Below are 12,619 nucleotides of genomic sequence, written 5' to 3' on the forward strand. Positions count from 1 at the left end.
ATTTTCTCCGGCGACGCCAGTGAAATGGCGTCACAGGGGAGTATGCGATTGGCAGCGTTCGATGAAATGCTTCCGGAAGTCTCCGGATTGAGAAGACCGTATTCGGCTTATGATCGCTGGCTGAAGGAGCAGGATCCGGCCAGGCTTACCGAGAAGATGCAGGACGCCGAACGCGTCTTCCGCAAAACCGGAATCACCTTTGCCGTCTACGGCGAGCAAGAGGCGTCCGAGAGACTTATTCCCTTCGACATCGTTCCGCGCATCATTTCGGGCAATGAGTGGCGACGCCTGACGCAAGGCATCGAGCAGCGCGTGCAGGCGCTGAACGCCTTCCTCGACGACATATACCATCGCCAGGAGATCCTGCGCGCTGGCCGTGTCCCCAGGGACCTCATCGCCAGGAACGAGGCTTTCCTGCCGGAGATGATCGGGGTGCGGCCGCCGGCCGGCGTCTACACCCATATCATCGGCGTCGATATCGTGCGCATCAGCGAGGACGAATTCTACGTGCTGGAGGACAATGCACGCACGCCGTCGGGTGTCTCCTACATGCTGGAGAACCGCGAGACGATGATGCAGCTGTTCCCAGAGCTGTTCCAGAAGATCAAGGTGCGGCCGGTCGAGAACTACCCGCAGCTGCTGCGCCAGTCGCTGGCGGCGGTGCGGCCGCAGAGCACCAAGGGCGCGCCGACCATCGCGGTGCTGACACCAGGCAGTTTCAACTCGGCCTATTTCGAGCACGCCTTCCTTGCCGACCAGATGGGCGTGCAACTGGTCGAGGGGCAGGATCTGCGCGTCGTCGACGGCCATGTCGCGATGCGCACGACCGAGGGCTACAAGCAGATCGACGTGCTTTACCGCCGCGTCGACGATTCCTTCCTCGACCCGCTGACCTTTCGGCCGGATTCGGCCCTCGGCATACCGGGCATCATGGATGTCTACCGCGCCGGCAACATCACCATTGCGAATGCGCCGGGCACCGGTATCGCCGACGACAAGGCGATCTATTCCTACATGCCCGAGATCGTCGAATTCTACACAGGCCGCAAGGCGATCCTCGGCAACATCCCGACGTGGCGCTGTTCCGAGCCGGACAGCCTGAAATATGTGCTCGAGCACATCCATGAGCTGGTGATCAAGGAAGTGCACGGGTCCGGCGGCTACGGCATGCTGGTCGGCCCGGCGGCGACCAAGAAGGAATGCGAGGCGTTCGCCAAGAAACTGGCCGCGAAGCCTTCGAACTATATCGCCCAGCCGACACTGGCGCTGTCGACCTGCCCGATCCTGACCGACAAGGGGCTGGCACCGCGCCACGTCGATCTCAGGCCCTACGTGCTGGTTTCCGACCGCATCCAGATCGTGCCCGGTGGCCTGACGCGCGTGGCGTTGAAGGAAGGCTCGCTGGTGGTCAATTCCTCGCAGGGCGGCGGAACGAAAGATACCTGGGTGTTGGATGACTGAGTGAGTAGGGAATAGTCAGTAGGCAGTAGTGAAATTAAGGGGACGGGAAATGCCATATTCCATTGAGATTCAATCGCTTACTATTCCCTACTCACGATTCCCTACTCACTAGCCCGAAGGGCCTCACATGCTTTTAGGCCGGACCGCCAACGGGCTCTACTGGATGAACCGCTACATAGAGCGGGCCGAAAACATGGCGCGGCTGGTCGATGCCGGGCTGCGCATGGCGCTGACGCGCACGCAAAGCGCGTCGGAGGAATGGAATTCGGTGCTGCTCAGCGCCGGCTCCGACGTCGCCTTCCAGCAGAAGTATTCTGACTATACGGCGGCCGATGTCGCCGATTTCCTGCTGCGCGACACCTCGAACCCGTCGAGCACGATGTCGTCGATCGAGACGGCCCGCAACAATGCCCGCATGGTGCGCACCGCGCTGACGCGCGAGACCTGGGAAAGCATCAACGAAGCCTGGATGTCACTGAAGCGGATGCTGGCCAGGCCGATCGACGAGCGTGACCTGCCAAGCGTCCTCGACGCGATCAAACGCGAGACGGCGCTGATCCGCGGCTCGTTCTACGGCACCATGCTGCGCAACGAGATCTTCGATTTCTCGCAACTCGGCACCTATGTCGAGCGCGCCGACAACACGGCACGCATCCTCGATGTGAAATATTACGTGCTGTTGCCGTCGATCTCCTGGGTCGGCTCGACGCTCGACAACTATCAGTGGGAATCGATCCTGCGCTCGGTGTCGGCGCATCGCTCTTATCGCTGGGTCTACGACGCCGAGTACAAGCCGACCAATATCGCCGACTACCTGATCCTGAACGTACGCATGCCGCGTTCGCTGACTTTCTGCTACCGCTTCCTGTCGGAACATCTGAAGTTCCTCGGCGACGATTACGGCGAGCGTCACGCCTGCCACGCAACGGCGGAGAAGACGCAGACCATGCTGAGGGCAGGGTCGATCAAGGACATTTTTGATGCCGGCCTGCATGAGTTCCTGGCCAACTTCATTCGCGACAACACCAGGCTCGGCGACGAGATCGCGCAGGATTACCGGTTTTATTGAGGAAGCCATGAGGCTCAAGATCACGCACCGGACCGAATACCGTTACGACGCGCCGGTGCAATATCTGCTGCAGCGGCTGCGGCTGCTTCCGGTGAGCGGGCAGACACAGACGGTCCTGTCATGGGCGCTGAAAGTCGAGGGCGCGCGCGAGGAAGTGCGATTTACCGACCACTATGGCAACGATACCCGACTGCTGAGCGTCGAGGGTGACCATGACTTCATCACGGTCGAGGCGTCTGGCGAGGTGGTGACGCGCGACACGTCAGGCGTTAGCGGGCCGCATCACGGCTTCGCGCCGCTGTGGTTGTTTGCCCAGGAGACACCGCTGACCACCATAGGCGGTGGCATTCGCGATCTTGCCGAAGCGGTCGGCGCGGGCACCGATATCGAGAGGCTGCATCGGCTGATGGCAATGATCGGCGAGCGCGTCGCCTACACGCCCGGCACCACCAATGCGACGACACCGGCTGAAGAGGCGCTGGCGCTGAAAACCGGGGTTTGCCAGGACCACAGCCATATCTTTGCCGCCACCGCGCGCGCCATGGGTTTTCCCTCGCGCTACATCAGCGGATATCTGATGATGGATGCCGTCGAACAAGCGGCAAGCCATGCCTGGGCCGAAGCGCATGTCCCGGGCCTCGGCTGGGTCGCCTTCGACCCCGCCAACGGTATTTCTCCCGATGAACGCTATGTGAAGGTGGCCACCGGCCGCGACTATCGCGATGCCTCGCCGGTATCGGGAATTCGGCTGGGGCAGGCGGAAGAACAGCTTGCGGTCACCGTCACGGTGGAGCAGTAATCCCGCAAGGATTAGTGCCAAGAAGAGATTCCATGACCTATTGCGTCGGCCTGAAGATCGATCGCGGGCTCGTGTTCATGTCGGACACGCGCACCAATGCCGGCATGGATTCGATCTCGACCTTCAAGAAGATGCATGTCTGGGAGCAGCCCGGCGAACGCGTCATCGTGCTTATGTCGGCCGGCAATCTGGCGACGACACAGGCCGTGGTCAGCCTGCTCGACGAACGTACGAAGGCGGTCGGCGATCGTCACGAGAAGCTCCTGGACACGCCATCCATGTACCAGGCGGTGCGGCTGGTCGGCGACACGGTCAAGGAGGTGATCGCGCATTCCTCGCCCGCCGGCGAGAAGGCCGATTCCTATTTCAATGCCTCCTTCATCCTTGGCGGACAGATCAAGGGCAGTCCGCCGCGGCTGTTCATGATCTATCCCGAGGGCAATTTCATCGAGTCGACCGACGACACGCCGTTCTTTCAGATCGGCGAGACCAAATACGGCAAGCCGATCATCATTCGCGCCTATGAGCGGACCATGAGCCTGGCCGAGACGGTGAAGCTGCTCCTGGTGTCGTTCGATTCGACGCTGAAATCGAACCTGTCGGTTGGCTTGCCGCTCGACCTTCTGTTCCTTGAGAAGGATACTTTCAAGGTTGGCCTGAAGAAGCGGATCGGTCAGGACGACCAGTATTACCGCACGATCTCCGATGGCTGGTCGAATGCATTGAAGACGGCTTTTGCCAGCCTGCCGGATTTCCCGGGATAATGCATGTCGCCCAAAGCGCCCCCGGTTCTAGGCGAACGACATGCATGAAAACAAGGGCCCAAAGCGCATCGCCGTCGATCCGATCAAATGCAATGCGCTTCAGGGCGCGGCGCGGCAGGCGACAGCTGTTGCATCTTTTGCATGTTAACTAGCGTGGAATCGAGAGCCGGACCAAGGTGCCGGATTTGCGATCATGTCGGGAGGACAGGATGAACACCAACGAGTTCCGGCAATGGTCGCAGCGTGCCGCCGACTGGGGTGCCGACTATCGCAATTCATTGCGCGAGCGGCCGGTGCGGCCGCTGGTCGATCCAGGCGACATTTTCAGGAGCATCGAAGCCACTCCGCCCGAAGACGCCGAACCGATGGACAGGATCTTCGCCGACTTCGAGGAGAAGATCCTGCCGGGGATGACGCATTGGCAGCATCCGCGCTTCTTCGCCTATTTCCCGGCCAACGCGGCGCCGGTCTCGGTGGTGGCCGAGTATCTGGTGTCGGCAATGGCCGCGCAATGCATGCTTTGGCAGACGTCGCCGGCCGCGACCGAACTCGAAACACGCACCGTGGACTGGATGCGCCAGGCGCTCGGCCTGCCCGAAGGGTTCTCCGGCGTGATCCAGGATTCAGCCTCGTCGGCGACACTCAATGCCGTGCTGACCATGCGCGAGCGGGCGCTGGATTGGCAAGGCAACCGACAGGGCCTGGCCGGGCAGGCACGGCTGCGCGTCTATTCCTCGGATCAGGTGCACACTTCGATCGACCGCGCGATATGGGTTTCGGGCATCGGCGAGGACAATTTGGTGCGCATTCCTGTCAGCGGCCGTTTCCGCTCCATGGATACAGCGGCTCTGGAAGCGGTAATTGTCGCTGATCGTGCGGCCGGAATGCTGCCCGCCGGCATCATAGGCAGCGTCGGTGGAACCAGCATCGGCGGCACGGACGATATCGTCGCGATCGCCGGTGTGGCGCGCCGGCATGGGCTCTATCTGCATGTCGATGCCGCCTGGGCCGGGTCGGCAATGATCTGCCCGGAGTATCGCCATTTCTGGGCCGGAGCCGAACACGCGGATTCTGTCGTCTTCAACCCGCACAAATGGCTTGGCGCACAGTTTGACTGCTCCATCCAGTTCTTGCGACAGCCGGAAGACCTGGTGCGTACGCTGGCGATCAAGCCCGAATTCCTCAAGACGCACGGACGTGACGGCATCATCAACTATTCCGAATGGTCGGTGCCGCTCGGCCGGCGCTTCCGCGCCTTGAAATTGTGGTTCCTGCTGCGCGCCCACGGGCTGCAAAACCTGCGCGCCATGATCCGCAACCATGTCGCGTGGAGCGAGGGGCTTGCCGCACGGCTGGCGGGAGAGCCGGATTTCGAGATCGTCAGCGAACCGATGCTGTCGCTGTTTTCGTTCCGGCACAAAACGACTTCAAGCGCTGATGCCGACGAGCATAATCTGCGGCTGGTCAATGCGATCAACGACGACGGCCGTATCTACCTGACGCAGACGAGGGTCGACGGCCAGGTGGCAATACGGTTCCAGGTCGGCCAATTCGAAACGACCGCTGGTGACGTCGACGCGGCTTTTGCCGTCATCACCGAAATCGCGAGGAATAGCGCGATCCAGCCTTGATGGCGTTGCGTTTCGGCTTTGCCTTGGCGATCAGGTGATTTCTGTTAGCCGGCTTATGCCTTTTCATGGCTTTCGCTTTCGTTTATAGACAAGAAAAACGAAAACGGGAGCTTGCCTTATGTATCTGTCTCCGCGCCATGCCGAGATCATCCAGATGGCCAAGGACCATGGCCGTGTGCTGGTCGACGACCTGGCCACTCATTTCAATGTGACGCCGCAGACCATTCGCAAGGATCTCAACGATCTATGCGACCAGCGGCTGCTTTCGCGCATCCATGGCGGCGCCTTGTTCCCTTCCGGGATCGAGAACATGGAGTATGAGGCGAGGCGCAAGATCGCGGCGGACGAGAAAGAAGCGATCGGCCGCGCCGCGGCAAGGCTGATTCCCGACAATGCCTCGCTGTTCATCAATATCGGAACCACGACGGAGGCGGTCAGCAAGGCGTTGCTTGATCACAGCGGCCTCATGGTCATCACCAATAACATCAATGTTGCCAACAGGATGCGCATATATCCTTCGATCGAGGTGGTGATCGCCGGCGGTGTCGTGCGCGGCTCGGACGGCGGCGTCGTCGGCGAAGCCGCGGTCGATTTCATCCGGCAGTTCAAGGTCGACTACGCCGTCATCGGCGCTTCGGCCATCGACCACGACGGCGCCTTGCTCGATTTCGATTTTCGCGAGGTAAAGGTGGCGCAGGCGATCATTGCGAATGCCAGGCACGTCATCCTGGTCTCCGACCAGACCAAGTTCGAGCGCACCGCGCCGGTGCGTATCGGCCACCTGTCACAGGTCAACACCTTCATCACCGACCGTTGCGACATCGCATCGGTACGCAAGATCTGCCAGGAGGCGGAAGTTCAACTGATCGAGACGTCGCTTGGCTGAGGCTGATCACGGCCGTCTCACGATGTCGTGATATTTCGTTTGACATTCGTTATCAGTTCGAAATAATTCCGCCACGGTTTCGCAAAAGACCAAAAATGGTGCAATGCGAAATCGTGGAGGCTTTAAGTGGACACAACTTCAGTCCGGGATATTTTCGTAATCGGCGGCGGCATCAATGGCTGCGGTATAGCCCGCGATGCCGTGGGGCGCGGGTTTTCGGTTTTTCTCGCCGAGATGAACGACCTCGCCTCCGGAACCTCCTCCGGTTCGACCAAGCTGATCCATGGCGGCCTGCGTTACCTCGAATTCTACGAATTCCGGCTGGTGCGCGAGGCGCTAATGGAGCGTGAGGTTCTGTGGAAGAACGCGCCGCACATCATCTGGCCGATGCGCTTCGTGCTGCCCTATGCCAAGGGCCTGCGCCCCGCCTGGCTGATCCGGCTCGGCCTGTTCCTCTACGACCACATTGGCGGCCGCAAATTGCTGCCGGCGACCAGGACGCTCGACATGGCGAGCGACCCGGCGGGAAAGCCTTTGAAGCCGCTGTTCAAAAAGGCCTTCGAATATTCCGACGGCTGGGTGAACGATGCGCGCCTGGTGGCGCTCAACGCACGCGATGCCGCTGATCGCGGCGCGACGATTCGAACCCGTACGAAGGTTGTCGGCGCGCACCGCGAAGACGGCCTTTGGACAATCAAGATCGAGAATCTGCAGAACGGCGAGGCCGAGGAGGTCAAGGCCCGGCTGCTGGTCAATGCCGCCGGACCATGGGTCGATCATGTGCTTTCCGGCGTCGTCGGCCTGAACGATGTGCACAATGTCCGTCTCGTGCAGGGTAGCCATATCGTCATCGCCAAGAAATTCGACGATCCGCGCGCCTATTTCTTCCAGAACAAGGATGGGCGGATCATCTTCGCCATCCCCTACGAGGAAGAGTTCACGCTGATCGGCACCACGGACCAGGATTATCCCGGCGATCCCCACGACGTGAAGATCAGCGATACCGAGATCGATTATCTCTGCGCCGCGGCCAGCGAGTATTTCGCGCAACCCGTCAAGCGCTCGGACATTGTCTGGACCTATTCGGCGGTGCGTCCGCTCTATGATGACGGCGCTTCCAAGGCGCAGGAAGCAACGCGCGACTACGTGCTGAAGGCCGAGGGCGGCGAGGGCGAAGCGCCGATCGTCAATGCTTTCGGCGGCAAGATCACGACCTACCGCCGGCTGTCGGAATCGATGCTGGAGAAGATCGAGGGTTTTCTCGGCAAGCGCGGCAAGCCGTGGACGTCGGACGCGCCGCTGCCGGGCGGCGATTTCCCGGCGACCGGTTTCGATGCGCAGGTTGCCAAGCTGAAGGCTGCCTATCCGTTCCTCGATGCGCGCCTCGCCCGGCGGCTGACGCGGCTCTACGGGACGCGCGCTCAGGTTCTGCTCGGACTTGCCAAGTCAAACGCCGAGCTCGGCCGCGATTTCGGTGGCGACCTCTACGAGGCCGAGGTTCGCTATCTCGTTGAAAACGAATGGGCCATCACCGCAGAGGACGTGCTTTGGCGCCGGACCAAGCGCGGCCTGCATCTCGCCCGCGAGCAGGTCGCAGCCCTCGATGAATTCATGCGCGGCATAAGCCGCCGGCATGTCGTGGCCGCCGAATGAGGAGATTTTGAGCTGATGCAGAAAGCCTGGGAGGAGGCGTCATGCTTGAACTGAGGAACGTCACCAAGACAGTCGGTGCGGTAGAGCACATACACGACGTGTCGCTGACCCTTCAGCACGGCTCGCTCAACGTGCTGCTTGGACCGACGCTTTCCGGCAAGACCAGCCTGATGCGGCTGATGGCCGGCCTCGATGCGCCGACCTCCGGTTCGGTCTGGTTCGATGGCCATGATGTCACGGGCACACCGGTGCAGAAGCGCAAGATCGCCATGGTCTACCAGCAGTTCATCAATTATCCGGCGATGACTGTCTATGAGAACATCGCCTCGCCTCTGAGGGTGGCCGGCGTCGAGCACGGCAAGATCGACAGCCAGGTGCGCGAGGCCGCCGCGCTTCTCAAGCTGACGCCCTATCTCGACCGCACACCGCTCAACCTGTCGGGCGGCCAGCAGCAGCGCACGGCGCTGGCGCGCGCCATCGTCAAGAATGCCAGCCTGGTGCTGCTCGACGAACCACTCGCCAATCTCGACTACAAGCTGCGCGAGGAGTTGCGGGCCGAACTGCCGAGGATTTTTGCCGCCGCCGGCACCATCTTCGTCTATGCCACCACGGAGCCGCACGAGGCGCTGCTGCTCGGCGGCAACACGGCTACGCTGTCGGAAGGCCGCATCACCCAGTTCGGGCCGACAATCGACGTCTTCCGCAGGCCGGTCGACCTGGTGACGGCCAGGACCTTCGCCGATCCGCCGCTCAACACCATCGTGCTGGCCAAGAAAGGCGCCGACTTCCTGCTCGAAGGCGGGGTGAAGCTGCCGGTGCCATCCGAACTCGTCGGCATCGCCGACGGCAACTACACGATCGGCTTCCAGCCGCACCATCTTTCACTCGAACGGCCCAATGCCTCGGCGGTGCCGGTGCGGGCAAAGGTCACCATCACCGAGATTACCGGGTCCGAGAGCTTCATCCATCTCGATTTCGCCGATGTGCGCTGGGTGATGCTGGCGCACGGCATCCGCGATTTCGAGACCGACGCGGTGGTCGAGGTGTTCATCGACCCGCGACACATCATGGTCTTCGACGAGTACGGCCGCGCCGTGGCCGCGCCGAAGCTTGCGGCTTGAGGAGGGCGATATGGCGCGCATCGACGTCAACCATGTCAGGCATTCCTACCTGCCGAACCCGCGGAAGGATGCCGATTTCGCGCTGCGGGAAGTGCACCACACTTTCGAGGATGGCGGCGCCTATGCGCTGCTCGGCCCGTCCGGCTGCGGCAAGACCACGCTGCTCAACATCATTTCGGGGCTGCTTCATCCCTCGCACGGCCAGTTGCTGTTCAACGGCAGGGACGTGACCAATCTGTCGACGCAGGAGCGCAACATCGCGCAGGTGTTCCAGTTCCCGGTCATCTACGACACCATGACCGTCTACGACAATCTGGCCTTCCCGCTGCGCAATCGCGGCGTGCCGGAGGCCGATGTCGACCGCAAGGTGCGCGAGACGCTGGAGATGATCGACCTGGCGTCGTGGGCGAAGAAGAAGGCGAGGGGCCTGACCGCCGATCAGAAGCAGAAGATCTCGCTCGGCCGCGGGCTGGTGCGCTCCGATGTCAACGCCATTCTGTTCGACGAGCCGCTGACCGTCATCGACCCGCACATGAAGTGGGTGCTGCGCTCGCAGTTGAAGCAACTGCATCGGCGCTTCGGCTACACCATGGTCTACGTCACTCATGACCAGACCGAGGCGTTGACCTTCGCCGACCAGGTCGTGGTCATGTATGATGGCGGTATCGTCCAGATCGGCACGCCGGCGGAACTCTTCGAGCGGCCGCGCCACACCTTTGTTGGCTATTTCATCGGCTCGCCCGGCATGAACGTCATGCCGGTGGCGATCGACGGCAAGACGGCGACGCTCGGCTCCCAGCGGATCGAATTACCGGGCGCACCCAAAGCGGCCGGCGGTGCCGTCGAACTCGGCATCCGTCCCGAATATGTGCGTCTCGGCCGCGACGGCATGGCTGTTTCGATCAGCAAGGTCGAGGATCTGGGCCGCCACAAGGTGGTGCGCGCCAGGCTGGAGGGGCGCGACATCGCCGCCGTGATCGGTGAGGACGAGGCCGTTCCTGCCGAACCGAAGGTGCGGTTCGAGCCTGCGGGCATCAACATCTATGCCGATTCCTGGCGTGTCGAGATGGGGGCATAGATGGACAAGACCTGGAACAACAAGGCCTGGTTCCTGGTGCTGCCGGTGCTGGTGCTGGTGGCGTTCTCGGCCGTCATCCCGCTGATGACCGTCGTCAATTATTCGGTGCAGGACACGTTCGGCAACAACGTCTTCTTCTGGGCCGGCACGGAGTGGTTCGAGGAACTGCTGCATTCCAGCCGCTTCTGGGAGGCGATGAGCCGCAACCTCATCTTCTCCTTCATCATCCTCGCCATCCAGGTGCCGCTTGGCATCTTCATCGCGCTCAACATGCCGAAGAAGGGCTGGGGGGTGCCGGTCTGCCTGGTGCTGATGGCGCTGCCGCTGCTGGTGCCGTGGAACGTCGTCGGCACCATCTGGCAGGTGTTCGGGCGCAACGATATTGGCCTGCTCGGCTACTACGTCAATGCGCTCGGCATCGACTACAATTACGTGCAGGATCCGTTCGACGCCTGGGTGACGATCATCGTCATGGATGTCTGGCACTGGACGAGCCTCGTCGTGCTGCTCTGCTATGCCGGTCTGGTCTCGATCCCGGACGCCTTCTACCAGGCGGCCAAGATCGACGGCGCGTCGCGCTGGGCGGTGTTCCGCTACATCCAACTGCCGAAGATGCAGCGGGTGCTTTTGATCGCGGTGCTGCTGCGCTTCATGGACAGTTTCATGATCTATACCGAGCCTTTCGTCGTCACCGGCGGCGGGCCGGGCAACTCGACGACGTTCCTGTCGATCGACCTCGTCAAGACGGCGCTCGGCCAGTTCGACCTCGGTCCGGCGGCCGCCATGTCGCTGGTCTACTTCCTCATCATCCTTTTGTTGTCATGGGTGTTCTACACCGTGATGACCAATTACGACGCGGAGCGCTGAGATGGCCGGCGCCAATGAACGAACCGAGCGCAATGCGATGAACGGGGCAGCCGCCGCGGAAGGTCTGGCCAGTTCGCTGTCGCAGAGCGAACTCGACAGGCGGATGCGCCGCCGCGGCGAGGAATCGCGCTGGTGGTGGATCGTGCCGACGCTCTACATCTTCGTGCTGTTGCTGCCGATCTACTGGCTCATCAATATGAGCTTCAAGACCAATGCGGAGATCGTCAATTCGCTGACGCTCTATCCGCACGCGCCAACCATCGCCAACTATGTCACGATCTTCACGCAGAAGGCCTGGTATTCCGGCTATATCAACTCGATCACCTATGTCGTCATGAACATGGTGATTTCGGTGTCCGTGGCCTTGCCGGCGGCCTACGCCTTCTCGCGCTACCGCTTCCTTGGCGACAAGCATCTGTTCTTCTGGCTGCTCACCAACCGCATGGCGCCGCCGGCGGTGTTCGCGTTGCCGTTCTTCCAGCTCTACTCCGCGTTCGGCCTGATCGACACGCATATCGCGGTGGCGCTGGCGCACTGCCTGTTCAACGTGCCGCTGGCGGTGTGGATCCTCGAAGGCTTCATGTCCGGGGTGCCGAAGGAGATCGACGAGACCGCCTATATCGATGGCTATTCCTTCCCGCGCTTCTTCATAAAGATCTTCATGCCGCTGATCGCCAGCGGCATCGGTGTCGCCTGCTTCTTCTGCTTCATGTTCTCGTGGGTCGAACTGCTGATCGCCCGCACACTGACCACGACCGACGCCAAACCCATCGCGGCGACCATGACCCGCACAGTGTCGGCATCGGGCATGGACTGGGGGCTGCTGGCCGCCGCCGGTGTGCTGACGCTGATCCCCGGCGCGCTCGTGATCTGGTTTGTGCGAAACTACATCGCCAAGGGCTTTGCCCTGGGGAGGGTTTGACCATGAATCTCGACTTCTCCTGGATGGCATGGACCTGGCCGACGGCCGCCTTCTTCATCGTCATCGCGCTGCTGCTGGTCGGCATGGGGGTCTGGGAATACGCGTCGCCCGGCGGCAATCCGCGTGTCGGCGTGCTGCGCTTCGAGACGACGCGCGGCGATCGCCTCTTCGTTTCGCTGCTTGGCAGCGCCTTTATCCATCTCGCTTGGCTGGGTCTGATTGGGCCCAGCCTGTGGTGGGCTCTCGCTCTCTCCGTGGTCTACGCCATCGGCGTGTTCCGCTACGTATAGAGGGGGAAACTGTTGGAGCGGCCGCGTGCTGGCGACCGCTCCAGATCGCACTTGAACCTTGAAAAGTGGAGGAAACAC

The 12,619-nt window shown here is 61.7% G+C and carries 12 protein-coding genes; all 12 read left to right on the top strand.

Annotated elements, in window-relative coordinates; genetic code table 11:
* Nucleotides 1-48 precede the first annotated feature (48 nt).
* Entirely contained in the window at nt 49-1,461 is a 1,413-nt protein-coding gene (locus EB230_RS19765; RefSeq protein ID WP_056576849.1) for a circularly permuted type 2 ATP-grasp protein, read from the top strand.
* A 127-nt stretch (nt 1,462-1,588) separates the two neighbouring features.
* Entirely contained in the window at nt 1,589-2,530 is a 942-nt protein-coding gene (locus EB230_RS19770) for an alpha-E domain-containing protein (RefSeq protein WP_172373692.1), read from the top strand.
* 7 nt (nt 2,531-2,537) lie between these two features.
* Nucleotides 2,538-3,329, top strand: a complete 792-nt coding sequence (locus tag EB230_RS19775; RefSeq protein ID WP_056576855.1) for a transglutaminase family protein — start codon at nt 2,538-2,540, stop codon at nt 3,327-3,329.
* A gap of 32 nt (nt 3,330-3,361) precedes the next feature.
* On the top strand, nt 3,362-4,093 hold the full coding sequence (locus tag EB230_RS19780) for a peptidase (RefSeq protein WP_056576858.1): 732 nt from the start codon (nt 3,362-3,364) through the stop codon (nt 4,091-4,093).
* Nucleotides 4,094-4,302: 209 nt separating this feature from the next.
* Complete coding sequence (locus EB230_RS19785) at nt 4,303-5,724, top strand: aspartate aminotransferase family protein (protein ID WP_172373693.1); 1,422 nt, start codon at nt 4,303-4,305, stop codon at nt 5,722-5,724.
* A gap of 118 nt (nt 5,725-5,842) precedes the next feature.
* Complete coding sequence (locus EB230_RS19790) at nt 5,843-6,610, top strand: DeoR/GlpR family DNA-binding transcription regulator (protein ID WP_172350404.1); 768 nt, start codon at nt 5,843-5,845, stop codon at nt 6,608-6,610.
* A 126-nt stretch (nt 6,611-6,736) separates the two neighbouring features.
* Nucleotides 6,737-8,263: a glycerol-3-phosphate dehydrogenase gene (gene glpD, locus EB230_RS19795; RefSeq protein ID WP_172373695.1), complete on the top strand. Its 1,527-nt coding sequence runs from the start codon at nt 6,737-6,739 to the stop codon at nt 8,261-8,263.
* Nucleotides 8,264-8,304: 41 nt separating this feature from the next.
* Nucleotides 8,305-9,384 (top strand): ABC transporter ATP-binding protein, encoded by a 1,080-nt coding sequence (locus EB230_RS19800; protein ID WP_056576869.1) that lies wholly within the window; start codon nt 8,305-8,307, stop codon nt 9,382-9,384.
* 10 nt (nt 9,385-9,394) lie between these two features.
* Complete coding sequence (locus tag EB230_RS19805) at nt 9,395-10,462, top strand: ABC transporter ATP-binding protein (protein ID WP_172373697.1); 1,068 nt, start codon at nt 9,395-9,397, stop codon at nt 10,460-10,462.
* Entirely contained in the window at nt 10,463-11,329 is an 867-nt protein-coding gene (locus EB230_RS19810; protein WP_056576874.1) for a sugar ABC transporter permease, read from the top strand.
* A 1-nt stretch (nt 11,330) separates the two neighbouring features.
* Complete coding sequence (locus EB230_RS19815; RefSeq protein ID WP_056576877.1) at nt 11,331-12,251, top strand: carbohydrate ABC transporter permease; 921 nt, start codon at nt 11,331-11,333, stop codon at nt 12,249-12,251.
* Nucleotides 12,248-12,541: a DUF2160 domain-containing protein gene (locus EB230_RS19820; protein ID WP_171883309.1), complete on the top strand. Its 294-nt coding sequence runs from the start codon at nt 12,248-12,250 to the stop codon at nt 12,539-12,541. Before EB230_RS19815 ends, EB230_RS19820 begins: the two co-directional genes overlap by 4 nt.
* Nucleotides 12,542-12,619 lie beyond the last annotated feature (78 nt).

It is taken from the genome of Mesorhizobium sp. NZP2234 (assembly GCF_013170765.1).
Lineage (GTDB): Bacteria > Pseudomonadota > Alphaproteobacteria > Rhizobiales > Rhizobiaceae > Mesorhizobium > Mesorhizobium loti_D.